24 protein-coding genes are annotated in these 25,067 nt (G+C 52.4%); 14 read left to right on the top strand and 10 right to left on the bottom strand.

The annotated features are described in order from the left end of the window. Positions 1-27 precede the first annotated feature (27 nt). Positions 28-564, top strand: a complete 537-nt coding sequence (locus INF30_RS04580) for a bL17 family ribosomal protein (protein WP_076780585.1) — start codon at positions 28-30, stop codon at positions 562-564. A gap of 389 nt (positions 565-953) precedes the next feature. Beyond that, the gene (gene adhE, locus INF30_RS04575) at positions 954-3,575 is read left to right on the top strand and encodes a bifunctional acetaldehyde-CoA/alcohol dehydrogenase (RefSeq protein WP_226394377.1); all 2,622 of its coding nucleotides are present in this window, start codon (positions 954-956) and stop codon (positions 3,573-3,575) included. A 63-nt stretch (positions 3,576-3,638) separates the two neighbouring features. On the opposite strand, the gene INF30_RS04570 is transcribed toward adhE, so the two are convergent. Next, entirely contained in the window at positions 3,639-4,649 is a 1,011-nt protein-coding gene (locus INF30_RS04570; RefSeq protein ID WP_157888475.1) for a 3D domain-containing protein, read from the bottom strand. Between the two features lie 165 nt (positions 4,650-4,814). Between INF30_RS04570 and INF30_RS04565 the strand changes: the two genes are divergently transcribed. From INF30_RS04565 to mutY, 8 genes are all read left to right on the top strand, one after another. Then, positions 4,815-5,405 carry a hypothetical protein gene (locus tag INF30_RS04565; RefSeq protein WP_076780588.1) on the top strand — a complete coding sequence of 197 codons (591 nt, stop codon included), beginning with the start codon at positions 4,815-4,817 and terminating at the stop codon, positions 5,403-5,405. Beyond that, positions 5,386-6,255: a Cof-type HAD-IIB family hydrolase gene (locus INF30_RS04560; protein WP_076780590.1), complete on the top strand. Its 870-nt coding sequence runs from the start codon at positions 5,386-5,388 to the stop codon at positions 6,253-6,255. The genes INF30_RS04565 and INF30_RS04560 overlap by 20 nt, the downstream gene beginning before the upstream one ends. 27 nt (positions 6,256-6,282) lie before the next feature. Then, the gene (locus INF30_RS04555) at positions 6,283-7,110 is read left to right on the top strand and encodes an undecaprenyl-diphosphate phosphatase (RefSeq protein WP_076780592.1); all 828 of its coding nucleotides are present in this window, start codon (positions 6,283-6,285) and stop codon (positions 7,108-7,110) included. A gap of 132 nt (positions 7,111-7,242) precedes the next feature. Beyond that, positions 7,243-8,016 (top strand): basic amino acid ABC transporter substrate-binding protein, encoded by a 774-nt coding sequence (locus INF30_RS04550; protein ID WP_226394376.1) that lies wholly within the window; start codon positions 7,243-7,245, stop codon positions 8,014-8,016. A gap of 19 nt (positions 8,017-8,035) precedes the next feature. Further along, on the top strand, positions 8,036-8,728 hold the full coding sequence (locus INF30_RS04545) for an amino acid ABC transporter permease (RefSeq protein WP_226394375.1): 693 nt from the start codon (positions 8,036-8,038) through the stop codon (positions 8,726-8,728). After that, positions 8,718-9,464 carry an amino acid ABC transporter ATP-binding protein gene (locus tag INF30_RS04540; RefSeq protein ID WP_311135999.1) on the top strand — a complete coding sequence of 249 codons (747 nt, stop codon included), beginning with the start codon at positions 8,718-8,720 and terminating at the stop codon, positions 9,462-9,464. The genes INF30_RS04545 and INF30_RS04540 overlap by 11 nt, the downstream gene beginning before the upstream one ends. A 131-nt stretch (positions 9,465-9,595) precedes the next feature. After that, positions 9,596-10,252 (top strand): HAD family hydrolase, encoded by a 657-nt coding sequence (locus tag INF30_RS04535; RefSeq protein WP_226394374.1) that lies wholly within the window; start codon positions 9,596-9,598, stop codon positions 10,250-10,252. Positions 10,253-10,284: 32 nt separating this feature from the next. Beyond that, on the top strand, positions 10,285-12,060 hold the full coding sequence (gene mutY / locus INF30_RS04530; RefSeq protein ID WP_226394373.1) for an A/G-specific adenine glycosylase: 1,776 nt from the start codon (positions 10,285-10,287) through the stop codon (positions 12,058-12,060). A 94-nt stretch (positions 12,061-12,154) separates the two neighbouring features. Here the strand turns inward: mutY and INF30_RS04525 are convergent, their stop codons facing one another. The 4 genes from INF30_RS04525 to INF30_RS04510 form a co-directional block, all read right to left on the bottom strand. Continuing rightward, complete coding sequence (locus tag INF30_RS04525; protein ID WP_226394372.1) at positions 12,155-12,577, bottom strand: bacteriohemerythrin; 423 nt, start codon at positions 12,575-12,577, stop codon at positions 12,155-12,157. Between the two features lie 59 nt (positions 12,578-12,636). Next, positions 12,637-13,299 (bottom strand): phosphatase PAP2 family protein, encoded by a 663-nt coding sequence (locus tag INF30_RS04520; protein WP_076780601.1) that lies wholly within the window; start codon positions 13,297-13,299, stop codon positions 12,637-12,639. Between the two features lie 110 nt (positions 13,300-13,409). Continuing rightward, positions 13,410-14,237, bottom strand: coding sequence for a glycerophosphodiester phosphodiesterase (locus tag INF30_RS04515; RefSeq protein WP_226394371.1), 828 nt, complete (start codon positions 14,235-14,237; stop codon positions 13,410-13,412). Between the two features lie 5 nt (positions 14,238-14,242). Then, the gene (locus INF30_RS04510) at positions 14,243-15,196 is read right to left on the bottom strand and encodes a diacylglycerol/lipid kinase family protein (protein ID WP_226394370.1); all 954 of its coding nucleotides are present in this window, start codon (positions 15,194-15,196) and stop codon (positions 14,243-14,245) included. A gap of 221 nt (positions 15,197-15,417) precedes the next feature. Here INF30_RS04510 and INF30_RS04505 point away from each other — a divergent pair, with 221 nt between their 5' ends. Continuing rightward, a complete protein-coding gene (locus INF30_RS04505; RefSeq protein WP_226394369.1) occupies positions 15,418-15,888 on the top strand; it encodes a hypothetical protein in 471 nt (156 codons plus the stop codon). A 47-nt stretch (positions 15,889-15,935) separates the two neighbouring features. After that, positions 15,936-16,883 carry a type II CAAX endopeptidase family protein gene (locus INF30_RS04500; protein WP_226394368.1) on the top strand — a complete coding sequence of 316 codons (948 nt, stop codon included), beginning with the start codon at positions 15,936-15,938 and terminating at the stop codon, positions 16,881-16,883. Positions 16,884-16,893: 10 nt separating this feature from the next. Here the strand turns inward: INF30_RS04500 and hydF are convergent, their stop codons facing one another. From hydF to hydE, 3 genes are read right to left on the bottom strand one after another with little or no spacing between them, the layout of a single operon-like run. Continuing rightward, a complete protein-coding gene (gene hydF, locus INF30_RS04495) occupies positions 16,894-18,159 on the bottom strand; it encodes a [FeFe] hydrogenase H-cluster maturation GTPase HydF (protein WP_226394367.1) in 1,266 nt (421 codons plus the stop codon). A 60-nt stretch (positions 18,160-18,219) separates the two neighbouring features. Further along, complete coding sequence (gene hydG / locus INF30_RS04490; protein ID WP_226394366.1) at positions 18,220-19,641, bottom strand: [FeFe] hydrogenase H-cluster radical SAM maturase HydG; 1,422 nt, start codon at positions 19,639-19,641, stop codon at positions 18,220-18,222. A 52-nt stretch (positions 19,642-19,693) separates the two neighbouring features. Further along, positions 19,694-20,752 carry a [FeFe] hydrogenase H-cluster radical SAM maturase HydE gene (gene hydE, locus INF30_RS04485; RefSeq protein ID WP_226394365.1) on the bottom strand — a complete coding sequence of 353 codons (1,059 nt, stop codon included), beginning with the start codon at positions 20,750-20,752 and terminating at the stop codon, positions 19,694-19,696. 350 nt (positions 20,753-21,102) lie between these two features. On the opposite strand from hydE, the gene INF30_RS04480 reads away from it, so the two are divergent. Continuing rightward, positions 21,103-22,341 carry an MFS transporter gene (locus INF30_RS04480; protein ID WP_226394364.1) on the top strand — a complete coding sequence of 413 codons (1,239 nt, stop codon included), beginning with the start codon at positions 21,103-21,105 and terminating at the stop codon, positions 22,339-22,341. 102 nt (positions 22,342-22,443) lie between these two features. Here INF30_RS04480 and INF30_RS04475 read toward each other — a convergent pair whose 3' ends face one another. Further along, entirely contained in the window at positions 22,444-23,610 is a 1,167-nt protein-coding gene (locus INF30_RS04475) for an aminotransferase class I/II-fold pyridoxal phosphate-dependent enzyme (RefSeq protein ID WP_076780612.1), read from the bottom strand. Next, entirely contained in the window at positions 23,607-24,098 is a 492-nt protein-coding gene (locus INF30_RS04470; protein WP_076780613.1) for an Lrp/AsnC family transcriptional regulator, read from the bottom strand. The genes INF30_RS04475 and INF30_RS04470 overlap by 4 nt, the downstream gene beginning before the upstream one ends. A gap of 127 nt (positions 24,099-24,225) precedes the next feature. On the opposite strand from INF30_RS04470, the gene INF30_RS04465 reads away from it, so the two are divergent. Continuing rightward, positions 24,226-24,915: an anaerobic ribonucleoside-triphosphate reductase activating protein gene (locus tag INF30_RS04465; RefSeq protein ID WP_226394363.1), complete on the top strand. Its 690-nt coding sequence runs from the start codon at positions 24,226-24,228 to the stop codon at positions 24,913-24,915. Positions 24,916-25,067 lie beyond the last annotated feature (152 nt).

The raw sequence follows: 25,067 nt of genomic DNA, 5'->3' as shown, positions 1-25,067 counted from the left end.
GATGTTAAATATTGGAGGATAAGAAAAATGGCAAAATATAGAAAACTCGGCAGAACATCAAGCCAGAGAAAAGCATTACTGAGAAACCAGGTAACAGCTCTCTTAAACAACGGAAAGATCAGAACAACTGAGGCAAAGGCTAAAGAGATCCGCAAGATCGCAGAAGGTCTGATCGCTCTGGCAGTAAAAGAGAAGGATAACTTCGAGGAAGTTACTGTTATGGCTAAAGTTGCCCGCAAGGACAAAGATGGCAAGAGAGTGAAAGAAGTTGTAGACGGAAAGAAAGTTACAGTATATGACGAAGTAGAGAAGAAGATCAAGAAGGATATGCCTTCCAGACTTCATGCAAGACGTCAGATGCTGAAAGTTCTGTGCCCTGTAACTGAGGTTCCGAAGACAGCAGCTGGAAGAAAGAAAAACACAAAAGAGATCGATATGGTAGCAAAATTATTCGATGAGATCGCACCGAAGTATGCAGACCGCAATGGTGGTTACACAAGAATCATCAAGATCGGTCAGCGTAAAGGTGACGCTGCCATGGAAGTTCTTATCGAGCTTGTATAAGAGTTTCCTGCATATCAGAGATAAATCTATATATGAGATAAAGGCGGACAGCAGAAATGCTGTCCGTTTTTCTGATTAACAGAAGATGTTATTATTGTGTCAAAGTATGTGAAAGAGATAACTATTGACAGTTAATTAATTGTTAAATAATATACTTTTCAAAATAATAGTTACAAATCAAGAAAAATATGATAGAATATGCTCACTTAAAAATTCAAAAGAAAAATTTGCAAAGGAGGTTGGCTGGAAAAAAGAATTATTAGAGAGAAGATAAAAATAAATATTTGTTAAAAAAATATCAAAAAGTTATTGACAAATATTTAACAATCAAGTATACTTAACCCAGGTTGAAGAAAAACAACGAAAAACTATTTACGGAGGAAACCAAAATGGCGAAAAAGAAAGAAGAAGCGGTGGTACCAACATTTATTGACAGCGTGGAAGCTCTCGAAGCAAAGATGAAGGCAATGAGAGAAGCCCAGAAAGTATTCGCAACCTACACACAGGAGCAGGTAGACAAGATCTTCTTTGAGGCAGCTATGGCGGCCAACAAGATGCGTATCCCTCTCGCAAAGATGGCAGTGGAGGAGACAGGGCGAGGCCTTGTAGAGGACAAGGTCATCAAGAACCATTACGCGGCTGAGTATACATACAACGCATACAAGCATACAAAGACCTGCGGCGTGTTTGAGGAAGACAAGGCTTACGGCATCAAGAAGATTGCTGAGCCTGTAGGACTGGTAGCGGCCGTTATTCCGACTACAAACCCGACTTCTACAGCAATCTTTAAGACACTGATTTGTCTGAAGACAAGAAACGCGATCATCATCAGCCCGCATCCGGCTGCAAAGAAATGTACGATCGAGGCTGCAAAGGTTGTTCTGGATGCCGCTGTAAAGGCAGGAGCACCTGAGGGAATCATCGGATGGATCGATGCTCCTTCACTGGAACTGACCACAACAGTTATGAAAGACTCTGACCTGATCCTCGCGACGGGCGGCCCCGGAATGGTTAAATCAGCGTACTCCTCCGGGAAACCTGCCGTAGGTGTTGGACCTGGAAATACACCTGTTATCATTGACGATACAGCAGATATCAAGAACGCAGTTAACTCCATCATCCATTCCAAGACATTCGACAATGGTATGATCTGTGCATCCGAGCAGTCTGTGACCGTCCTGGAGAGCGTTTACGAGGAAGTGAAGAAGGAGTTCGCTTACCGCGGATGCTACTTCCTGAAACCAGGCGAGGAGCTTGACAAGGTGCGCAAGACCATCATCATCGACGGCAAGCTGAACAACAAGATCCCCGGAATGTCAGCCGTGAAGATCGCAGAGATGGCTGGAGTGAAAGTTCCTGCAAATACAAAGATTCTGATCGGCGAGGTTGAGTCTGTAGACATCTCCGAAGAGTTTGCACATGAAAAACTGTCACCTGTACTTGCCATGTACAAGGCAAAGACATTTGACGAGGCGCTCGAGAAAGCTGAGAAGCTGGTTGCTGACGGCGGATATGGACATACATCAGCTCTCTACATCGATCCTTCTGAGACAGAGAAGATAGCAAAACACTCAGCAGCGATGAAGACCTGCCGTATCCTTATCAACACACCTTCCTCTCAGGGTGGAATCGGTGACCTTTACAACTTCAAACTTGCACCTTCCCTTACTCTTGGATGCGGTTCCTGGGGCGGAAACTCCGTATCAGAGAACGTAGGAGTAAAACATCTGATCAACATTAAGACAGTAGCCGAGAGGAGAGAGAATATGCTTTGGTTCAGAACACCAGAAAAGATTTACTTTAAGAAAGGCTGTATGCCGGTTGCTCTGGATGAGCTGGGAACAGTTATGCACAAGAAGAAAGCATTTATCGTAACAGACTCCTTCCTGTATCAGAACGGCTACGTGAAACCGATCGAGGAGAAGCTGGACCAGATGGGTATTAAGCATACATGCTTCTACGAGGTTGCTCCGGACCCGACTCTGCAGTGCGCACAGAAAGGTGTAGAGCAGATGAGAGCATTCGAGCCTGACACGATCATCGCACTGGGTGGCGGCTCAGCAATGGATGCCGGAAAGATCATGTGGGTAATGTACGAGCATCCGGAAGCAGATTTCGCAGATATGGCTATGGATTTCATGGATATCCGTAAGAGAGTATTTACCTTCCCGAAGATGGGCGAGAAAGCATATTTTGTAGCAATCCCAACATCTTCCGGTACAGGTTCTGAGGTGACACCTTTCGCCATCATCACAGATGCTACGACAGGCGTAAAATGGCCTATCGCTGACTACGAGCTGCTGCCAGACATGGCAATCGTAGACGTGGACAACATGATGACTCAGCCTAAGGGACTGACAAGCGCATCCGGTATCGACGTTATGACACACGCTATCGAGTCCTTCGTATCCATCATGGCTACTGACTTTACAAAGGGTCTTTCCATGAAAGCGGTGAAGATGGTATTTGAAAATCTGCCATCTGCATATGAGAACGGTGCAAAAGATCCTAAGGCACGTGAGATCATGGGCAACGCCTCCTGCATGGCTGGTATGGCCTTCGCAAACGCGTTCCTTGGACTGAACCATTCCATGGCTCACAAGCTGGGTGCATTCCATCACCTGCCGCACGGTATTGCAAACGCAGTGCTCCTGACAGAGGTTATGCGGTACAATGCAGAAGAGGTTCCGACAAGAATGGGAACATTCTCACAGTATCAGTATCCGCATGCACTGGCAGACTATGCAGAGCTTGGACGCTATGCTGGATGCAAGGGCAACACAGACAAGGAAGTATTTGAGAATTTCATAGCAAAACTGGAAGAACTGAAAGAGAAGATCGGTATCAAGAAATCGATCAAGGAATACGGCATCGACGAGAAATACTTCCTGGATACTCTGGATGAGATGACAGAGCAGGCCTTCAATGATCAGTGTACAGGCGCTAACCCAAGATATCCGCTGATGAAGGAAATGAAAGAAATCTATCTCAAATGCTATTACGGCAAATAGTTTTTCTCATAAGTTTTTCTCACAAAGAGAAGGCGCTCCCAAAAGGGAGCGCCTTCTTTGCTATTAATTTGCTCTATACACTTCTGCGTAATAGACGCCGGAAGCCAATGCCGTTCCGTGGTCATTTACAAAAATATCGATCACATTACCCTTGATGGCGCCGCCGGTATCCTCGGCGGTGTAGACATGGCCGTTAATGATGACCTGTGAGCCAAGAGGGATGACACTGGGATCTACCGCGATAGTCCGCCCTGCTGTGGGAACGGTGCCGCTGGCTGTGCTGCTGCCTCCCCAGCTGCCTGTGCAGTAGAAACAGGGACAGTAGTGGGTGATCCTGAACCTTCCAAGACTCTGCTTGCCATCGGTGGATACGTTGCCTCCGCCGGTGCTGCCGCCTCCGCTTCCGCTGGAAGCTGCTTTTTCAGCCTCAGCCCGCTGCTGGGCGAGAAGTGCTTCCGCCTCTTTAGCTTTCTGGATCTGGCTGTTGTACTCTGAGATCTGATCGGATTTTGAAGCGATCTGCTGTTCAAGTTCTGACCGTTTCGTGTTCAGTTCTTCCTCCATCTCTGCCAGAGATGCCTGCTGTTCCTGGAGGGCATCGCCCTGTTCTTTGATTTCTTTCTGGGTATCTTCCAGTTCCTGGAGCATATCCCTGTCGTATTCGCTGACATTCTGAACGAAATCGGTCTTGTTCAGAAAATCAGTCATATCCTCCGCTGAGCATAAGAGCTCAAGGAATGTGGTGTCGCCCGCCTCATACATATATTTGATGCGGAGCTTCATTGCCTCGTACTGTTCCTCGCCTTTCTTCTGTGCTTCATCCATCTGTTTCTGCGTTTCTTCCATGGCAGCGGCGGTCTCTTCCATTTTGGCCGAGAGCTCTTCGATATCGCTGCCCAGACTATTCAGTTCATTGTTTAGGCTGCTGACCTCATCTTCGAGGGCGCCCTTTTGTTCTTCCAGTTCTTCCGTAGAAGGTTCTGCGTATACCAGAGTGCCTGTACACCCCATGGCTGCGACACATCCGGCCACAACGCCGGCCCGCAGCATGCGTTTGAATTTTGTACTCATCATATATACATTTCCTTTCTGTCGGCGAGTTCCGAACGTCCGCATACAGATTCTCCCGTACTCGAACGCTTAACCATTATACAACAAATTGCTTTATTTCGCAAATTTTGTTATGATAATTAAGAATAAATTTATAGAATAAAATCTATCCGGGAGGTTGCGGAGTTTATGAACAAATACGAAGAAGAAAAGTACAGGATGGAAAATATCGGGGATAAGATCTATCCCTGGGTGAAGGAAGAGCTTCGGGACAGCCATGCTCTGAATGGGAAAAATATATCTGCAAAAGACACGCCCCTGATTTCTTTTGTGGGGGATCTCACAGTAATGTTGGTCATACAGAGGGGAGAGGATGCATATGAGATCATAAAGGATAATATGCTTCCGCCGGACTGCGATATAGAGCAGCTCTACTACAAGGCCTGTGAAAATCTTGCCAGAGATGTGGAGTTTGTCTTTGGTCACACCTGGTATGGAGGATTTGCCGTTCTTGCGGACGGCCACCACGAGGCCAGCTCTCTGTGCCTCAGGCATATATGGGACGTGTGTGCACAGAAGCTGGAGGACGATCTGGTGATCATGGCGCCCTCAAAGGATATGGTGCTCTTTGTGCCTGCAAAAGAGGAGGAGAAGCTGGAGCGGATGGTCGAGTTCGGCAAAGAGGCCTATGACAGGAGTGACGACAAGGTGAGCAGAAACCTGATGATCTTTACAAAAGAAGGGAAGGAATTACTGGCATATGACAAAGTGCAGCACTAACGGGTACAGGATCAGGATGATAGGGCTGGACATGGACGGTACCCTCCTGACAACAGAAAAGGAGCTGACAGAGCACACGAGGGAGGTGCTGCGGGAGGCCATTGACAGGGGAGTCGTAGTGCTCCCCGCCACGGGGCGCCCTCTGGCAGGAATTCCTGAGGAAGTGCTTAAGTTTCCCGGGGTGCGGTACGCCGTGGCCTCAAACGGCGCCAGGATCGTGGATCTTAAGGAGAGCCGGGTGCTCTATGAGGACCTTGTCCCCTATGAGACAGGGCGCAGAGTGTTGGAAATATGCAGCCGCTATGACTCGATGCTGGAGATATACTATGACGGGGTGGGATATGCGGAGGAGGAGAAGCTGAAGCATCTGGACGAGTACGTGCCCAGACTCCCGATGGCCCGCTATATAGCATCCTCCAGGCGCCCGGTGGCGGACGTCAGAGCCATGCATGAGGAGAGGAAGGCTCCCACTGACAAGGTCCAGGCTCTGTTCCGGACGACAGAGGAATGTAAAAAAGCCTGGAAAGAGGTAGAAAAAGAAATCCCTGATATTGAAATAACAGGCGCTTTGAGCAATAATATAGAAGTGAATGCGAAAGGCGTGAACAAGGGCAGAGGACTTATGATCCTGGGAGAGCTCCTGGGAATACACAGAGAGGAAATCATGGCAGTGGGAGACGGCTCCAACGATATCGCCATGCTCAGGGAAGCGGGGCTTGGCGTTGCCATGGAAAATGCTACGGAGGCCGTGAAGGCTGCGGCGGATGTGGTCACGCTTTCCAACGACCAGGAGGGCGCTGCGGCGGCGATCGAGAAGTACGTCCTGCAGGCGCTGCGGAAGAATGCATAGAATGATAAAAAATAAAGGAGATAGAAAATGTTAGATATTATCAAAGTCATTATCCTTGGCATAGTGGAAGGAATTACAGAGTGGCTTCCGGTCAGCAGCACCGGGCACCTGATTCTTGTGGGAGACATCCTGCAGCCGGATCTGAGCGATGCCTTTATGGAGATGTTCAACGTGGTCATTCAGCTTGGCGCCATCATGGCGGTCGTGGTGCTCTACTTCCACAAGCTGAACCCCTTCTCGCCGAAGAAGACACAGAAGCAGAAGCTCCTGACATGGCAGATGTGGATCAAGGTGCTGATCGCCTCCGTGCCGGCAGCTGTGGTGGGTCTCCTGTTCAACGACTACCTGGATGCCATCTTCTATAAGCCTCTTCCGGTGGCGGTCATGCTGATCGTATACGGTGTCCTTTTCATCGTGGTGGAGAACCGGAACAAACACGTTCGCCCGAAGGTGACAAAGATCTCGGAGCTGTCCGTCCAGATGCTGGTCTGGATCGGGGTGTTCCAGATGCTGGCTCTCATCCCCGGAACATCCAGATCCGGCGCTACTATTGTGGGCGCCCTTATGATCGGGATATCGAGGGGCGTGGCGGCAGAGTTCACCTTCTTCCTTGCCATTCCGGTCATGTTCGGCGCAAGTTTCCTGAAGCTGATCGGCTTTGGACTCTCCTTCACGGCGAAGGAGGCGGGCCTTCTCATCCTGGGTTGCGTGGTTTCCTTCGGTGTGTCTGTATTGGCGATCAAGTTCCTGATGGGATACATTAAGAATCATGATTTCAAAGTGTTTGGTTACTACAGGATCGTCCTTGGTGCGATTATTATAATCGCGGCCATCGTTCAGATGATCATTGCATAAAAAATTAGTGGTTTTTTCTATGAATTATATAGAAAAAGCCACTTGTTTTTTGTTCGGAACATGTTAGAATATTTACTGACGTGTATCTTTATGCATTAAATGTGAAAAAATATATTCTGGAGGGAAAGGATTATGAAGATGAAAAAAGTAATGAGCATGCTGCTGGTAGCTGCATGTACGATGGGGCTTGCAGCCTGCGGAGGAAGTTCTGAGGGAGGATCAGAGGAGGACAACACACTTGTCATGGCTACAAACGCAGAGTTCCCGCCCTATGAGTACCATGAGGGTGACGAAGTGGTAGGTATCGATGTGGACATCGCCTCTGCCATCGCCGAGGAGCTTGGCATGGAGCTGCAGGTGGAAGACATGGCGTTTGACGCTATCATCCCGGCAGTTACAAGCGGAAAAGCAGATATCGGGGCAGCAGGCATGACTGTCACACCGGACCGTGAGGAGAGCGTGGCTTTCACAGACACTTACGCTCACGCCACACAGGTCATCATCGTGAAAGAGGACAGCGAGATTGCAGGCCCAGATGATCTGACAGGAAAGACCATCGGCGTACAGCTTGGGACAACAGGCGATATCTACGCTACAGACATCGAGGATGCCACAGTAGAGCAGTACAACAAGGGATTTGAAGCTGTGCAGGCACTGACACAGGATAAGATCGATGCGGTTATCATCGACGGCGAGCCGGCAAAAGAGTTCGTGGCAGAGGCCGAGGGGCTGAAGATCCTGGACGAGGCATTTACAGAGGAAGATTACGCCATCGCGGTAGCAAAGGATAACACAGAGCTGGTAGATAAGATCAACGATGCCCTGGCTACACTGAAAGAGTCCGGTGAGCTGGATGAGATCATTGCGAAATACATCACTGCGGACAGTGAAGCTGACGCTGAGTAAAAGAGAAAAGGTGTAAGAGATGTTGCAGGATTTGCAGTCAAAATTTATAAACAATTTTATAACAGACAATCGGTGGCAGTATTTGACAGACGGTCTCATTGTGACGCTACAGATTACACTGTGCGCCGTGATCGTTGGTATTGTTCTCGGTTTTCTGGTGGGTATGGTGCGTGCTACCCATGACCGCACCGGCAAAATGAAAATACTGAATGCCATCTGTCAGATTTATCTTACAGTGATCCGGGGAACACCGGTGGTTGTTCAGCTTATGCTCATCTATTACGGTATATTCGCAAGCGCGACTGTAAACAAGGTAGCCGTGGCAGTCATGGCTTTCGGTATCAACTCGGGAGCCTATGTGGCGGAGATTTTCCGGTCCGGTATCATGTCCATCGACAACGGACAGTTTGAGGCGGGCAGAAGCCTTGGCTTTAACTACCGGCAGACCATGATCTATATTGTCATGCCTCAGGCATTCAAGAATGTGCTCCCTGCACTTGGAAATGAGTTCATCTCCCTTCTGAAGGAGACTTCTGTATCCGGCTATATTGCCCTGCAGGATCTGACAAAGGGCGGCGATATCATCCGTAGCCGGACATACGACGCATTCATGCCTCTCATCGCAGTGGCACTGATCTACCTTATCGTGGTACTGATATTCAGCAAGCTGGTAAGCCTGCTGGAAAGGAGGCTGAGAAACAGTGATCACTAACGGAGAAGTTCTGATCAGAGTTGAAGATGTACATAAGGTGTTCGGTGGTGCCCTCCATGCACTGAACGGTATCACCACAGAGATCCGCAAAGGGGAAGTGGTGGTTGTCGTGGGACCTTCCGGTTCCGGCAAGTCCACCTTCCTGCGTTCTCTGAACCTCCTGGAGGTTCCGTCCAGCGGAAAGATTTATTTTGAAGGTGTGGACATCACGGATAAGAAGGTGAACATTGATCAGCATCGTCAGAAGATGGGAATGGTGTTCCAGCACTTTAATCTGTTCCCTCACAAGACGATCCTGGAGAATATTACGCTGGCGCCCATCAAGGTGCGCAGGAAGAGCAAGGAAGAGGCGGAGAAGCAGGCCATGGAGCTTCTGCAGCTTGTAGGGCTGGAGGAGAAGGCACATTCTTATCCGTCCCAGCTCTCCGGCGGACAGAAGCAGCGTATCGCCATTGTCCGCTCTCTGGCCATGGAGCCAGACGTGATGCTCTTTGACGAGCCAACATCAGCTCTGGACCCGGAGATGGTAGGGGAAGTTCTGGACCTGATGAAGCAGCTCGCCAAGGACGGCATGACTATGGTTGTTGTCACCCACGAGATGGGCTTTGCCCGGGAGGTGGGGACAAGAGTGATCTTTATGGATGCCGGGCAGATCAAGGAGGAGGCGGATCCTGAGGAGTTCTTTACGAACCCGAAGGATCCGAGACTTCAGGAATTCCTGTCAAAGGTACTTTAATATCGAAAGAACAGCGGATATACATGCTCAGAGTGTATATCCGTTTTTTTGTGCTGTGGGGACAAATCATTTGACATTGCGGGAAAAAACATGGACAATGAAATAGATCTTATGGAAGGGGAGAAAAACAGATGATAAAAGCAGTCCTTTTTGATATGGATGGCACATTGATCGATACAGAGAAATATCTGACCCGCTTCTGGCGGCAGGCAGCCAGGGAGCACGGGGTGGAGATGACAGTGGAGGATTCCTGCGCGCTGCGGAGTTTTGCCAGCCGCTATGCAAGCCAGTGGTTTGCGGAGCGCTTTGGCCGGGAGGCGGACTACTGGGAGATCAGGGAGCGCCGGAAGGAGCTGATGAGCCGCCATCTGGAGGAGAACGGCATTGAGAAGAAGCCTTTTGTGGAGGAGACATTAGAGAAGCTGAAGGAGGCGGGCTATCTGCTGGCCGTTGTGACGGCCACAGACGAGGAGAGGACCCGTCAGTACCTGACCAGCACCGGGATCATCGGATATTTTGACAGGCTGGTCTGCGCCACGATGGTGGAGAGGGGAAAACCCTACCCGGATGTATACGAGTATGCCTGCCAGGTGACCGGATGTAAGCCAGAGGAGTGCCTGGCTGTGGAGGACGCTCCCAATGGGATCCGTTCAGCCCGGGGAGCAGGCTGCCATGTGGTGATGGTGCCGGACTTGACAGGGGCGGATAAAGAGCTTGCAGGGCTTATAGACGGAGAGCTTGAAAGCCTCCGTGAGCTGCCGGCATTTCTGGGTGAGATGGGGATTTGAAATGGCAGCAGATGAAGAGACAGGAGACAAACATGAAGTACGATAGGATATACGAGGGGATCTTCCTGGAGAGACCCAACCGTTTTATAGCATATATAGAGATTGACGGCAGCAGGGAGACCGTCCATGTGAAAAATACGGGCAGATGTGCAGAACTGCTGGTGCCCGGAGCCAGAGTCTATGTGCAGAAGTCAGATAATCCGGAAAGGAAGACAAAATGGGATCTCATTGCTGTGTGGAAGGGCCGGCGCCTGATCAACATGGACTCCCAGATCCCCAACGCACTTGTGCGGGAATGGCTGGAGGAGACGGAGGAAGGGCGCGCCTTTCTGCCCGGGGTGACGTACCTGAAGCCGGAGTTCACTTTTGGAAATTCCAGGATCGACCTCTACGCGGAGGCGGGGGAGAGGAAAGTCCTCATAGAAGTGAAGGGGGTCACTCTGGAAGAAGACGGTGTGGTGCGGTTTCCGGATGCCCCCAGCGAACGGGCTGTGAAGCATGTGGAGGAGCTGGCCGCTGCTGTGAAAAAAGGGTATGAGGCGGTGGCCTTTTTTGTGGTGCAGATGGAGGGAGTGGACTTTTTTACTCCCAACACAGATACCCACCCCGCCTTTGGAGAGGCTCTCAAGAGGGCGGCTGCGGCAGGTGTGAAAGTGACGGCATGGGACTGCCATGTGGAGAGCAGCAGCATCTCGATCCAAAGAGAGGTGCCTGTGGTGCTGGGGGAGAGGACCCTCTATGAGATCCGCAGGCCCCTGATCCACTGGTACCGGGAAAATAAAAGGGATCTTCCCTGGAGGGAGAACCCGGACGCCTACCGCGTGTGGGTGTCTGAGATCATGCTGCAGCAGACCCGGGTGGAGGCAGTCAAACCATACTACCAGCGCTTCCTTGCTGCTCTGCCGGACGTGAAGGCACTGGCAGAGGCACCGGAAGATGTGCTGCTGAAACTGTGGGAGGGCCTGGGCTACTACAACCGGGTGCGGAACATGCAAAAAGCAGCCCGGCAGATCATGGAGGAGTACGGGGGCGTGTTCCCGGACCGATACGAGGATATTCTCTCCCTTGCCGGGATCGGAAGCTACACAGCGGGGGCAGTCAGCGCCTTTGCATACGGGCTTCCAAGGCCCGCGGTGGACGGAAATGTACTTCGGGTGATCTCCCGCCTTCTGGGGAGCAGGGAGGATATTATGAAGGCCTCTGTGCGCAGGAAGACGGAGGAGGAGCTTCTGGAGGTGATCCCGCCGGAGGCGGCCAGCGACTTTGACCAGGGGCTCATTGAGCTGGGAGCCCTTGTGTGTCTGCCCGGCGGGGAGCCAAAGTGCAGCCAGTGCCCACTGGCCGGCCTTTGCAGGGCAAAGAGGGAGGGCACCCAGGGAGAGCTGCCGGTGCGGACCAAGGCGAAGAAGAGGCGGGTGGAGAAAAAGACCGTATTCATCTTCCGGGACGGCGAGGCAGCGGCCATCCGCAAGCGCCCGGCAAAGGGACTCCTGGCGGGCCTTTATGAGCTCCCCAATACAGAGGGACACCTGACTATGGAGGAGGCGGTTGCCTACAGCAAGGGGATAGGTCTGGCCCCTGTCCGGGTAAAAGAGCTGGGGGAAGCCAGACATATCTTCAGCCATGTGGAGTGGGACATGATCGGGTATCTGGTGCAGGTGGATGAGCTGGAGAAATCCTGCCGGGATGAGATGATCTTCATCCATCCCAAGACCGCGGAGGAGGAGTACGCGATCCCATCAGCGTTTGAAAAGTATGCCGAGTATCTGAAGATACGGCTCGGAAATGAAAAATACAGAGACAAATAAAAGAAAAACATAAAAAATAGCTTCCGCTTTGTCCTGCGGAAGCTATTTGCTTACTTTTTATTGGATTTCCAGTGTGTAGGAACCCTGATCCTCTTTACAGGCGCTCGTTGTTCTCGCGCATGAACTTGTACTCAGCCACAGAACGGTCGAATCCCTGGATGTGGACATAGAGCCACTCGATGACTTTCTCCTGCACCTTTGCAACGAAAGCCGGTGAAGGTCCTTCCTCCTCCTGCAGCATATCCTGCAGGTCAGCGATGGTCTGCTTAAAGATCTCATGCTGCTCTTTATGCTTCTGGAAGCCAGGGTAGTCGATCTCCCTCTGGAGCTGCTCCTCAGCGGAGAAGTGGTAGTTTGTGTAGTCCTCCAGATAGTCCAGCGTCTTGACAGCCACGGACTTGTCATTGCTCTGCTCGCAGCTCTCCATGACTGCGTTGATCTTCTCGATGAGCTCTTTGTGCTGAGAGTCGATCATCTCATTTCCTGTTACCAGATTATCTGTAAATTCTGCATACATAATTTTTCCTCCTTAAAGTATACATTTATGGCAAAGGTATCAGACCCTTTGTATCGTGATCACACCGGTTGGTGGGAAAGGCTGGGCGCCTTTCTGGATGAAGGTACATACACAAACGGATAAATGACTCCCGCCATGACCATGGCTGCAAATACATCTGTCACTGAATGCTGCTTCAGGAACATGGTGGACAGAATGATCAGAGTGGCCAGCACATAGGCTGCCGGCTGTACCCACTTCTTCTTTTTCAACGCGTGGCTGTGGCCGATGGCAAATGCGGCGGCCAGGGAGTTGAACACGTGGATACTTGGCAGTACATTTGTGGATGTGTCTGTCTGGTAAAGCCATTTTACTGCATCTGTAAAAATATTATCCCGCGGGAAGACCGTTGGCCGCAGATCCAGCCCGTTTGGGAAAATCGTGCATATGATCAGGAATATGGTCATTCCTGTGAACATGAACGCGCACAGTTTGTAGAAGCCCTTCCTGTCCGTAAAGAAGAAGTAGGCCATAGTCACTGCAATAAATATAAACCATAAAAAGTACGGCACGATAAAAAACTCCACAAAAGGAATGTAATCATCCAGAGGGGAGTGGATCAGGTAGTAATCGTGCTGTACGGCTTTTTCAAGGTAGACAAACCAGGGCAGATAAATAAAAACGTACAGCAGCACCCATGCGTGACGATACTTTTTAATGAGGTTTTTTGCCTTTTCAAACATATAGATACGTCCTTCCGATATGGTGCAAAATCTCCATATAAAAGATATATTTTTAGTTCAATCGGATTATAACACGAAAAAAAATATTCAACAAGGCGGTTCACGGTTTCTTAATAAAATTCAGACTCTTTTTCAAAAATCTGCATTTCATAGCCTGCCATGCCTCTTCGCATGGCGTGTTCAGAGTTCAGCGTCCACACAGCAACCGGGGTGCGGAAGAGGACCCGGCACAGCCAGACACCCGGCTCCGGAAGGTCTTTCAGCTTGTAGGAGATAAAGTCCGGCCTGCCCAGAAAGTTGGACAGCATGTGCTTGACAAAAAACCGAAGGATGTAGGGCGCTGTGTCGTCGTCCGCTGTCAGGTTGGAAGACAGCTGCCCCCGCAGGATGTGGGGCGCGTGGAGACGGAACCACCGCAACCCCAGCGTGTTGAAAGACTGGATCAGGCAGGGGCCTTTGTAGTTTTTCAGCAGCTCATAAGTCTTCTCACACAGCTTCAGTGATCTGCCGGGCAGTTTCAGCTCAATGAGAAGAGGGACTTTTCCATTGACACAGGAAAGGACATCCGCAAGGAGAGGGATCCGCTCGGTGGTGTGCAGAAGAAAGAGCTTCTTCAGTTCATTGTAAGTGTGGGACTCTACAGAGCCGGGCACCCCGCACACCCTCTCCAGTGTGTCGTCGTGGAAGACAGCCACCTGCCCGTCTTTTGTCAGGTGCACATCCAGCTCAATGCCATAGCGGCAGTCCAGGGCAGCCTGGAAGGCGGCCAGGGAGTTCTCAGGTATCCGTTTGGCGGCGCAGTGGTATCCCCTGTGGGCAAATTTGGTCGCCCTGAATTTCCGCATCTCCCGGAGCCGGGAGCGCCGGGGCGAGATGGAGAAGAGATACAGGGCTGCCACGACCGCCAGTATGACGGCAGCAAAAAGCAGAATACGCATAGACATTACCATCCTTTCTTATGTATATGTTTCCCGTCGCCGGCAGGGACGATGACCCGGAGCTTTTCCTCTTCCAAAGACACCTCCATCTGCCGCTGCAGGAAGAGGGGCTCCCCGTCGGTGTGCACGGGGAGGGGCATGTCGCTCTCGATCAGGACGCGCCTGCAGGAGCGCAGGCAGATCCCCCGTGCCTTTGTGTGCGCCCCATTTAGTGCCAGGGGCAGAAGACAAAGAGCCCTCGGCCGGGAGATGCCGGACGCCACCAGTACATTCAGTCTGCCGTCACAGGGATCTGCCTCCGGGCAGAACTTGAAGCCGCCGCCCTCGAAAGGATGGTTCATGACTGTGGCGAACAGGACATTTGTAAAGGAGAGGGAGGGACCTTCATCCAGTGTCACCCGCAGGCGGGCAGGCCTCAGAAAATGCAGCCTGTCCAGGGCGATAAGGGCGTAGGTGAGCTTTCCCAGGTGCAGCTTGTTGAGCAGAGGCTTTAATTTAGATATGACAGCCTGGTGGCAGATGGCTGCGTCAAACCCAAGGCCTGTGCTGACAGCAAACCGCTTGGTGTGATCCCGGTACGCGATGCGGCCCACATCCATGTGGGCAAAGCCGGGTGGGGAGAGGATCAGGTCAAGGGCGGCCCCGGGATCCGGGGGAAGGCGGAAGAATCTGGCAAAGTCGTTGCCGGATCCCACGGGGATATAGCCCAGGGTAATCCGGGACAGATCCTCGATCCCATTTATGACTTCGTTGACCGTGCCGTCCCCTCCCAGGACCACCAGGGTGTGTTCTCCTTTGTCCCCTGTGATCTCTCTTGCCAGCCGGGTGGCGTGACGCTGGTATCCGGTCATATGGACCTGATAGGAAATGCCCCGCTCTTTGAGCACTGGTTCCAGCGTTTCCCATACCTGCTGCCCCAGGCCGGACCGGGAAGCCGGGTTTATGATGAATGTATACATAGGTTTCTCCTTTGGGATTTTATCTTCTGAAGAGAGTCGGATATGACCCACACATATGATAACACAGATGTCGCTTTTTTACACCAGCTTCGTTTGGATTGGCAGCAGGTTTTAGCAGGCAGGGTTCCTTGACATCTTCTGCGCGAGATGCTATATTAGAGAAAGTTGTATACATAATAAAAACTGTTCACACGTTTCTATGCATACAGGGAGGGAAGACAATGTTTAAAAGGAAGATCCGACCGGCCCAGGAGGAAATGACGGGAGTGCTCTACAGCGCACTCTTTCTGCTGATCTGGTATGCAGGATTGCTGCGGGGGATTCTGACCAGCGGCTTTCAGAGCAGCTATATGCTCTTTCTGGCAGCAGGTCTCATCCCGCTTTTTACCGCTGTGCAGACAGTCCGGCGGGCCCTGTTTTACCGCAGGCAGAGGGAGGAGATCAAGGCGGCGGGGAATGTGTCCCGGGGCCGTATTGTCAATGTGATCATGAAAAGTTCTCCCTATGAGGACAGTCATCACAGAACCAGATATCGCCGATATTACTTTCTGGAGGCGGAGGTGGCGGATCCGGGAATCTTTGAGGAGAACCGGGTGTTTGACGAGTACGGGACCGGGGCGCTGGTGTGCAAGGTCCTTGTTATCATTGTCATGCTCTTTATGCTTTTTCATATATTGTTTCCCGGATCCTGACAGACAGTAAGAAATCTTATCCCAGAAGAAAGAAGAAGGTTGTTCAAATGGAAAGAAAGAATTTAAAGCCCTGGATGGCTGTTGTGTTTGTACTGGCATTTGCCCTGGATATTTTTGTGCTGAGCGGCTTTTTGGGCATGTGGTTCGGAGTGTGGGGCACACTGCTCCACGAGATCATTCTTGCGGTGCTGGCGGTCCTGCTGGCAGCTCTGTTCCGGGCGGATCTGAAGAGAGTATTCCCCTTTAAGTGGCCCCGGGCGTCAAAGGTGGCGGGCACGCTGATCCTGTGGCTTGGGACCTTTCTTGCGGCCATGGCCGTGACGATGCTTGTCTCCTACTTCTTTCCGGAGGAAGTGCTGGGAGCCAGCCAGGGCGTGCAGGATATCGTGGTGAGTGTGCCGGTGCTGCTCTCTTTGTTCCTGGTGGCGCTGACACCAGCTATCTGTGAGGAGATGGCGTTCCGGGGCGGGTTTTTGGCCTGCCTGCGGGGGATGAAGAGCAAATGGGCAGGGATCCTGATCGTGGCCGCTGTGTTCGGCGCATTTCACGGCAGCATCTGGAGGTTCATCCCCACCGCCATCCTGGGAGTGGCTCTGGGCTATCTGCTGGTGGAGACAGACAATCTGTTCTACAGCATGTTGTTCCACTTTGTCAATAATGCTGTGCCGGTGCTGCTTCTGGGGCTTCTGAGTTTTCTGCCGGAACAGGGAGGAGCAGGGGAGATGGAGGCTGTGCAGACTGCGATGTCGAGTCACCTGCCGCTTTTCTCTGTGGCAGTGTATATGATATACGCCTGCGGCGCTCCCTTCCTGATCTACGTCGGCAATTATCTGATCCACAGGGGCCAGCCGGGCTATGAAAAGGGGCTGTTCCCACGGGAAAAGAAAAAGACGCTGCTCGCCCTTCTGGGAGTCAGCGCCTACATTCTTGTGATCGGCGTGATCATGTGCATCGCGTCTTTTGGCGCCATGATGAGGTATATGATGCCATATTAGTTTTCGTTGTTTATGGGTCCTTGGCAGCAGTCCGTATGGAAAAGGGGCACAGGCCGGCGAAGGGGGCAAGGCTTCGCTCCAGGATCCCGTTCATGTGGGCGATGGCAGTGCCATAGTTTGTCATGGGAACGCCGGCGTCCCTGGCGCACGCCATTCGGAACTTCATTTCCCGCTCATTCAGCATGCAGCCGCCGCAGTGGATGACCATCCGGTATCCGGACAGATCCTCCGGGAATTCTGTGCCGCTTGTGAAGGAGAAACGAAGATCTTCCGGCGCGGCAAGACCTGTGTGTCTTCGGATCAGGGCGGGAAGCTTGACTGTGCCGATGTCCCCGCACTGCCGGTGGTGAGTGCAGCCTTCGCTGACCAGTATATGATCCCCTTTTTTCAGTGTATCCAGAGCTCTGGCGCCTTCTGCCAGGGCTTTTAAACTGCCCTTGTAGCGGGCAAAGAGGATGGAGAAAGAAGTCAGAGGGATCTGGGGCGGCACTATGGAGGCCACACTGGCGAAGGCCTGGCTGTCGGTGATGACCAGGGCCGGATGGAACCCCGGTCTGCCGTCCTGGCCTTCCAGAACGGCCTTCAGCTCTGTATCCCGGACGGCAAGAGCCAGAGCGCCTGTGTCCAGGATATCTCGTATGGTCTGCTGCTGGGGAAGGATGAGCCTTCCCTTGGGGGCGGCCTTGTCGATGGGGATGACGAGACAGACAAGATCCCCGGGGGAGAGAAGATCCCCCACAATGCGGCGGTTCTCCTCCTCCTTCGGAGCCAGGGCAGCAATCCGCTCCTTCAGCTTTTCTATACCCTGGCCGGTCTTTGCGCTGACCGGCAGCACTTCTATGGCGCTGCTGTCCGGGAGCTTTGGGATTTCCCCTGCGCTGTCAAGATCAGATTTATTCACCGCCACAAGGCAGGGAATCTGTTTCTCTCTGATCCTGGATAGGATCCTTTGATCCTCCGCTGTGACGCCGGAAGAGGCGTCTACCACGAGGATGGCGATATCGGTCTTGTTCAGTGTCTGGTGGGCCTTCTGCACCCGCAGCGCGCCCAGATCTCCTGTGTCGTCCAGGCCCGGGGTGTCGATGAGGACCACCGGGCCTAAAGGCAGCAGTTCCATGGATTTGGCCACCGGGTCGGTGGTGGTGCCTTTTACATCGGAGACGATGGCAAGGTTCTGGGAGGTGAGGGCGTTGATGAGGCTGGATTTCCCGGCGTTTCGCCGCCCGAAGATGCCGATGTGGACCCGCTCGGCGGCGGGCGTGTTGTTCAAACTCATAGAGTCCTCCTGTTCTTCTGGAGATATTTTGTGTTTGCAAAGTGTGCGGGGCTGTGTATCCTAGAAACGGAAATCACGCCGGTTGTTCTCGCGGATAAGGCGCAGATTTTCCTCCACAACAGCCCTGGCTTTCGGATTGGGAACATTCAGGATCTCACGGTCAATGAGGCGGTCGCCGATGGCCTTTGTCTCCGGGGAGGCGTAGTCCATCAGATACTCCTCCAGCGTCATAAGGGCGTTGGGGTGGCAGCAGTTCTGGATCTGGCCGCTCTTGCACAGGGACATGAAACGGTCGCCGGTGCGTCCCTCGCGGTAGCAGGCGGTGCAGAAGCTGGGGATGTAGTCCATCTCCATGAGCCAGCGCACCACTTCGTCCAGTGTGCGGTTATCTATCACGTCAAACTGTTCAGAGCGGGCATCCTCCGGCTCCGGCTCGCAGTAGCCGCCCACGCTTGTGCGGGAGCCGCCGCTGATCTGTGAGATGCCAAGGTGGAGCACCCGCTCCCTGCACTTCTGGCTCTCCCTGGTGGAGATGATCATGCCGGTGTAGGGGACAGCGATGCGGATACAGGCCACCAGCTTGGCGAAAGTGTCGTCGTCGATGCCGTTTGTAAAGGAGCTGGAGTCGATGTCATCGGCGTCACGAAGGCGAGGTACACTGATGGTGTGGGGGCCTACGCCGAAGGCGGCCTCCAGGTGCTCGGCGTGCATGAGAAGGCCGGTGAACTCGTAGCGGTATTTGTCCAGACCGAAGAGGACGCCGATGCCCACATCGTCGATCCCTCCTTCCATGGCGCGGTCCATGGCCGTCGTGTGGTAGTCATAGTCGTGCTTGGGCCCTGTGGGGTGGAGCTGGAGATAACTCTCTTTGTGGTAGGTCTCCTGGAAGAGAATGTAGGTGCCGATGCCTGCCTCCTTGAGAAGCCGGTAGTTGTCCACGGTGGTGGCGGCAATATTGATGTTGACCCTGCGGATGGCGCCGTTTTTATGTTTGATGCTGTAGATGGTGTTGATACTGTCCAGGTAGTAGTCCATAGTATTGTGGACCGGGTCCTCCCCCGCTTCCAGGGCCAGGCGCTTGTGGCCCATGTCCTGGAGGGCGATGACCTCTCTTTTGATCTCCTCCTGGGAGAGCTGCTTTCTGGCAATATGTTTGTTCTTGCTGTGGTAAGGACAGTAGGTGCAGCCGTTGATGCAGTAGTTGGACAGATACAGAGGGGCGAACATGACAATGCGGTTGCCGTAGAAGTCTTTCTTGATCTGCTCTGCCAGCCGGTAGATTTCCTGGTTCTTCTCCTCAATGTCGCAGTCCAGAAGAACAGCGGCCTCCCTGTGGGAGAGACCTTTTCTCTTTTTGGCTTTCTCGATGATCTCCGTGATCAGGACCTCGTTGTGCCTGTTCTCCTCCGCAAAGGCAAGCGTCTCCAGGATCTCCTGGTGGTTGATAAAGTCGTCCGGGTGTTTGGAATTTACATCATACATTTTTTTCATCCTCCTTGGGGTAAGTCCCTCCCTGTCCGGGAAGGCCGTATATTTACGCCTGATCAGGGCAGGGACGCCAGTCGCCCCTGTGGACTGCTATGCGGTAACCGATCTGTTCCATGCGCCTGGCAAGTTCCGAAAGCCCCTCCGCTGACTCGGCCCCTGTGTCCAGCTTGTTGTTGTAGAGTGAGTAGTCCTTTCTGTGGCATCTGGGGGAGAGGTTTGGCATGACTACATTGGCCCCGGCAAGGATGCCCAGCTCCCGCCCGTTGTCACAGATGGAGCCAAGGGCTGTGGTGGCAGGGAGAAGAACGTCCGGCAGCATGAGGCGCAGAAGGCCCAGCATGTACAGAGTCAGCTCCAGTGTGCCTGCCTTTTCCCCAGCAAAGGGGGTATCCCTGTGGGGAATGAAGGGGCCTATGCCTACCATGTGGGGATGAAGATGCTTCAGAAAGAGCATGTCCTGTGCCAGGTGCCTCGTCTCCTGAAAAGGAGAACCAACCATAAACCCGGCTCCTGTCTGGAAGCCGATGGACTTCAGGTCAAAGAGGCAGGCCTGCCTGTGGGCGGCGCTCATCTGCGCAGGGTGGAGCTTTGCGTAGTGGCCGGCATTGAAGGTCTCGTGGCGCAAAAGATACCGGTCTGCCCCGGCATCAAGAAAGGCCTGGTAGGAAGCGCGGCTCCTTTCCCCCACAGAGAGGGTCAGGGCACAGTCGGGAAAGGCGGCTTTGATCTGGCGGATCAGGCCGGTCAGCCGCTGGTTCGTGAAGAAACTGTCCTCCCCGCCCTGGAGCACAAATGTGCGCATGCCCAGCCCATAGCTCTGGCGGCAGCAGTCCAGGATCTCATCCTCCGTAAGCCGGTAGCGGCGGACGTGGGGATTGCTCCTGCGGATACCGCAGTAGAAACAGTCATTCCGGCAGAAGTTGGTGAACTCGATCAGCCCCCGGATATAGACATCCCTTCCGTAGTATGCATGCCGCACCTGGCGGGCGAGGCGAAAAAGGTACTCTGCCGCCTTCGGGGTGCGGCCGTCGATAACTTGTATCCACTCTTCCTCTGAGAGTGTCTGGTCTCTGTGCAGTTTGCGAATCAGCTCTTCTGTGCCCATATGTCCTCCCTGTCAGCGGCCTGTCCTTACTTGTCCCGGCATCAGGCAGACCATTTCCGGGACTGGGTCCGGGAACAAAAAAAGTCTGCGCCGAGGCGCAGACTAAAAAAGTATAAAATACTCCCGCTTGTCCATTTGTAAATGCGCCTTTTTGCTCAGGTGTCACCCTTTACAATCAGTACGTAAATTTTATTTATTATAACATACAGGGCGGAAAATAGAAATACTTTACAGGAACTTTACTTTTTTCTGTTTGCAAATTGACAAACCGGGGGTATACTTGTAGAGATGTGATTTTGCGGCCTGCAGCCGGACAGAGGCGGCCGCCTGGAAAAAGGAGAGAAAGGAATATGAAAAAATATACTTCGCTGGAAAGAGCGTGGATCCTGTACGATGTAGGCAACTCTGCCTTCACCCTGCTTGTGTCCACCATCATTCCCATCTACTTTAACTATCTGGCAGAGGAGGCCGGGCTTTCTTCTGTGACCTATCTGGCCTACTGGGGGTACGCTGCCTCCGTGGCTACACTTGCGGTTGCCTTTATCGGGCCGGTATTCGGCGCCGTGGCTGACACGAAGAATTACAAGAAACCGGTTTTTCTTGTCACGCTTCTGGTGGGAGTGATCGGATGCGTGGCCATGGGATTTGCATCCACATGGCTTGCCTTCCTGATCATTTTTGTCATCGCAAAGATCGGCTATTCTTCCAGCCTTGTGTTCTACGATTCCATGCTTCACGATGTGACGGAGCCGGAACGCCTGGATGATATCTCATCCCAGGGGTACGCCTGGGGATACATAGGAAGCTGCATCCCGTTTATTGTGAGCCTGGGCGTGGTGCTGGGGGCAGGGAGCCTGGGACTTTCTATGCAGGCAGCTATGGGGATCTCCTTCCTCATTGTGGCCGTGTGGTGGTTCCTGTCCTCAACACCGCTTCTGCGTAAGTACCGTCAGATCCACTATGTGGAGAAAGAACCGGGCATGGTCAGAGAGAGCTTTGGCAGGCTGTGGCGGACGCTGAAGGAGCTGATGAAAGACAGAAAGATTCTGATCTTCCTTGTGGCTTACTTCTTTTATATAGACGGTGTGTACACCATCATTGACATGGCGACAGCCTACGGCACCGCCCTGGGACTGGACACGACAGGACTTCTCCTGGCCCTGCTGGTGACCCAGATCGTGGCCTTCCCGTCTGCCATCATCTTCGGAAAACTGACAAAGAAATATCCATCTGCCAATCTGATCACTGTCTGTATCCTGGCTTACACCGGCATTGCCATCTTTGCCATGTTTATGGAGAGCCAGTTTCAGTTCTGGATACTGGCGGTCTGCGTGGGACTGTTTCAGGGAGGCATACAGGCGCTCTCAAGATCTCACTTTGCCAAGCTGATCCCGCCGGAGAAATCCGGGGAGTACTTCGGACTTCTGGATATCTGCGGCAAGGGCGCGTCCTTTATCGGTACTACGCTTGTGGGAGTGGTATCCCAGCTTACAGGCAGCACAAACCTGGGCGTGTCTGTGCTGGCGGTGGTGTTTGTGGCAGGCCTGATCCTGTTCCGCATGTCTGTGAAAAAGAACAGAAATAAATAAGTGGATAAAATATTTTTTCAAGGCTGGCTGTAACAGGCTGGCCTTGCGTTGTTTATGGAGCGATTTTATACAATTCTACTTGTAAATGTTATAAAAATGATTTTATCCTCTCAGCCGTCTGACGAACTTCTCCAGCCGTCCGATGGCTTCTTTTAAGTCTTCAAGAGAGTAGGCGTAGGAGATACGCAAGAACCCTTCGCCGCAGTCCCCAAAGGCTGTCCCGGGTACCACAGCTACTTTCTCTTCCTGGAGGAGCCGGGTGGCGAATTCCTCGGAAGTCATGCCGAACTCCTGGATGGAGGGGAAGGCGTAGAAGGCGCCGAAGGGCTCAAAGCACTGAAGGCCCATTTTCCGGAATTCGTTCATAAGGAACCGGCGTCTCTGGTTGTAGGACTCCCGCATGTTCTCCACGTCTTTTCCGCAGTTGCGAAGGGCCTCCACAGCGGCATACTGGCTTGTGGTGGGAGCGCACATGATGGCGTACTGATGGATCTTTGTCATCTGTTCCACAATGGGGGCAGGTCCGCAGACGTAGCCCAGACGCCAGCCTGTCATGGCAAAGCCCTTGGAGAAACCATTGATGACAAGAGTCCGCTCCCGCATGCCCGGAAGGGAAGCGATGGAGCAGTGCTGTCCGCTGTAGGTAAGCTCAGAGTAAATCTCATCGGAGACTACGTAGAGATCGTGCTCTTTGACTACCTCTGCGATGGGTTCCAGATCTTCCTTTGTCATGACCGACCCGGTGGGGTTATTTGGAAACGGAAGCACAAGGATCTTTGTCCTGGGAGTGATGGCGGCCTCCAGTTCCTCTCGGGTCAGTCTGAAGGCATTTTCATGCTTCAGCGGTATGGTCACCGGGACGCCGTCTGCCAGCACGGCGCAGGGCAGGTAGGACACATAGCTGGGCTGGGGGATGAGCACTTCATCTCCGGAATCCAGCATGGCGCGGAAAGCCAGGTCGATGGCCTCGCTGCCGCCTACAGTCACCAGCACTTCGCTGGCATGGTTGTAGGTGACGTGGATGGTCCGTTCCAGGTAGCGGCTGATCTCGATCTTCAGCTCCTTCAGACCTGCGTTGGATGTATAGAAAGTGCGGCCCCTCTCCAGAGAGTAGATTCCTTCCTCGCGGACACGCCAGGGGGTGTCAAAATCCGGTTCCCCCACACCCAGGGAGATGGCGTCCTCCATCTCGCTTACGATGTCAAAGAATTTCCGGATGCCCGAGGGGGCCAGGGAGACTGCTTTTTTTGAGAGTGGGTTTCTTGTCATGGTGTAATCAGCATCCTTTCTCCTTTTGTTTTATTGGCCAGGATTGTTCCGTGGTCTTTATATTTTTTCAGAATAAAATAGGTGGCTGTGCTGACCACCTCGTCGATAGGAGACAACTTGCTGGAGACAAAGCGGGAAATTTCCTGCAGAGTTCGTCCTTCGATGGTGACAAGCAGGTCATAGCCGCCGGAGATCAGATATGTGGCGGACACCTCGGGATAGTTGTAGATGCGCTCGGCGATCTTGTCAAATCCCTGATCCCTCTGCGGGGTGACACGCACTTCGATGAGGGCGTTGACAAGCTCCACTCCTGCCTTGTCCCAGTCGATCAGCGTGTGATATCCGCATATGATATGTTCTTTTTCCATGGCTGCCACTTCGTTTGCGATAGTGACTTCGTCGGTTCCGAGAAGTACAGCCAGCTCCTTCAGATCGATCCTGCTGTTTGTCTCAAGGGTGAGCAGGATCTGTTTTCTGATTTTATCCATTCGTTTTCCTCCTTCTTTAATTTCATGATATAGGGTCCATTATAAGACAGTTCTTTTGGTTTGTCATTCCTCATTTGAAAAATTTGTGCTATAGTAGGTCGTAAATAAGATGAGGAGGCGACAGATCATGGTCATTTGCGGCATTCAGAAACTGACTCTTCTGGACTACCCGGGAAAGGTGGCATGTACAATTTTTACAGGCGGCTGCAACTTCCGTTGTCCGTTCTGCCACAACGCGGATCTGGTGACTGGAAAACCTGAGGTGACTGTAACCGGGGAAGAAATCTTCCGGTTTCTGAGAAAAAGGCAGGGGCTGCTGGACGGGGTGTGCATCAGCGGCGGGGAACCTCTGCTGCAGCCGGATCTGGAGGATTTTATAAGAGGGGTGCGCTCGCTGGGGTACAGTGTGAAGCTGGACACTAACGGAAGTATGCCGGATAAGCTGGAGAGTCTGGCGGAAAAGGGACTTCTGGACTATGTGGCCATGGATCTGAAAAACGCGCCGGAACACTACGGACGTACCATTGGAGCGGAGACGTATGATGTGGGGAACGTTGACCGGAGTATCCGGTTTCTCATGGGCGGGGAGATCCCCTATGAATTCCGCACCACTGTGGTGAGGGAGTTCCACCAGAAGGCAGATTTTGAGGAAATGGGCAGATGGATAGAAGGAGCGGATCAGTATTTTCTCCAGCAGTTCATGGACTCGGGGCATGTGATCGCCCCCGGCCTTCACGCCTACGATGAAAAGATCCTTTTCCAGGCCCTGGAGATTGTGAAAAAGTATGTAAAAACCGCGCAGATCCGGGGATTGTGATTATTACGTAAAGAATACATAATAACAATATATTGTGTGGAAAGGAAAAATAAACACACAATATATTGTTATTTTTATTGACTGCATCAAGGGCAGGGTGATATGATATAGGGACTGGGACAAAAATAAATACAGTGAGATCAAGAAAGATA

It is taken from the genome of Claveliimonas monacensis, assembly GCF_014982975.1.
Lineage (GTDB): Bacteria > Bacillota > Clostridia > Lachnospirales > Lachnospiraceae > Claveliimonas > Claveliimonas monacensis.
This window is presented reverse-complemented; position numbering and strand designations above follow the sequence as displayed.

What these genes read in the sequence shown, in the direction of transcription:
- INF30_RS04515 (WP_226394371.1), bottom strand. Translation starts at nt 14,237, where the DNA reads ATGCGTATTCTGCTTTTTGCTGCCGTCATACTGGCGGTCGTGGCAGCC.
- INF30_RS04500 (WP_226394368.1), top strand. Translation starts at nt 15,936, where the DNA reads ATGGAAAGAAAGAATTTAAAGCCCTGGATGGCTGTTGTGTTTGTACTG.
- INF30_RS04565 (WP_076780588.1), top strand. Translation starts at nt 4,815, where the DNA reads ATGAACAAATACGAAGAAGAAAAGTACAGGATGGAAAATATCGGGGAT.
- adhE (WP_226394377.1), top strand. Translation starts at nt 954, where the DNA reads ATGGCGAAAAAGAAAGAAGAAGCGGTGGTACCAACATTTATTGACAGC.
- INF30_RS04535 (WP_226394374.1), top strand. Translation starts at nt 9,596, where the DNA reads ATGATAAAAGCAGTCCTTTTTGATATGGATGGCACATTGATCGATACA.
- INF30_RS04505 (WP_226394369.1), top strand. Translation starts at nt 15,418, where the DNA reads ATGTTTAAAAGGAAGATCCGACCGGCCCAGGAGGAAATGACGGGAGTG.
- INF30_RS04465 (WP_226394363.1), top strand. Translation starts at nt 24,226, where the DNA reads ATGGTCATTTGCGGCATTCAGAAACTGACTCTTCTGGACTACCCGGGA.
- INF30_RS04550 (WP_226394376.1), top strand. Translation starts at nt 7,243, where the DNA reads ATGAAGATGAAAAAAGTAATGAGCATGCTGCTGGTAGCTGCATGTACG.
- INF30_RS04475 (WP_076780612.1), bottom strand. Translation starts at nt 23,610, where the DNA reads ATGACAAGAAACCCACTCTCAAAAAAAGCAGTCTCCCTGGCCCCCTCG.
- INF30_RS04470 (WP_076780613.1), bottom strand. Translation starts at nt 24,098, where the DNA reads ATGGATAAAATCAGAAAACAGATCCTGCTCACCCTTGAGACAAACAGC.
- INF30_RS04580 (WP_076780585.1), top strand. Translation starts at nt 28, where the DNA reads ATGGCAAAATATAGAAAACTCGGCAGAACATCAAGCCAGAGAAAAGCA.
- INF30_RS04510 (WP_226394370.1), bottom strand. Translation starts at nt 15,196, where the DNA reads ATGTATACATTCATCATAAACCCGGCTTCCCGGTCCGGCCTGGGGCAG.
- INF30_RS04525 (WP_226394372.1), bottom strand. Translation starts at nt 12,577, where the DNA reads ATGTATGCAGAATTTACAGATAATCTGGTAACAGGAAATGAGATGATC.
- hydF (WP_226394367.1), bottom strand. Translation starts at nt 18,159, where the DNA reads ATGAGTTTGAACAACACGCCCGCCGCCGAGCGGGTCCACATCGGCATC.
- INF30_RS04555 (WP_076780592.1), top strand. Translation starts at nt 6,283, where the DNA reads ATGTTAGATATTATCAAAGTCATTATCCTTGGCATAGTGGAAGGAATT.
- INF30_RS04480 (WP_226394364.1), top strand. Translation starts at nt 21,103, where the DNA reads ATGAAAAAATATACTTCGCTGGAAAGAGCGTGGATCCTGTACGATGTA.
- hydG (WP_226394366.1), bottom strand. Translation starts at nt 19,641, where the DNA reads ATGTATGATGTAAATTCCAAACACCCGGACGACTTTATCAACCACCAG.
- hydE (WP_226394365.1), bottom strand. Translation starts at nt 20,752, where the DNA reads ATGGGCACAGAAGAGCTGATTCGCAAACTGCACAGAGACCAGACACTC.
- INF30_RS04570 (WP_157888475.1), bottom strand. Translation starts at nt 4,649, where the DNA reads ATGATGAGTACAAAATTCAAACGCATGCTGCGGGCCGGCGTTGTGGCC.
- mutY (WP_226394373.1), top strand. Translation starts at nt 10,285, where the DNA reads ATGAAGTACGATAGGATATACGAGGGGATCTTCCTGGAGAGACCCAAC.
- INF30_RS04545 (WP_226394375.1), top strand. Translation starts at nt 8,036, where the DNA reads ATGTTGCAGGATTTGCAGTCAAAATTTATAAACAATTTTATAACAGAC.
- INF30_RS04560 (WP_076780590.1), top strand. Translation starts at nt 5,386, where the DNA reads ATGACAAAGTGCAGCACTAACGGGTACAGGATCAGGATGATAGGGCTG.
- INF30_RS04520 (WP_076780601.1), bottom strand. Translation starts at nt 13,299, where the DNA reads ATGTTTGAAAAGGCAAAAAACCTCATTAAAAAGTATCGTCACGCATGG.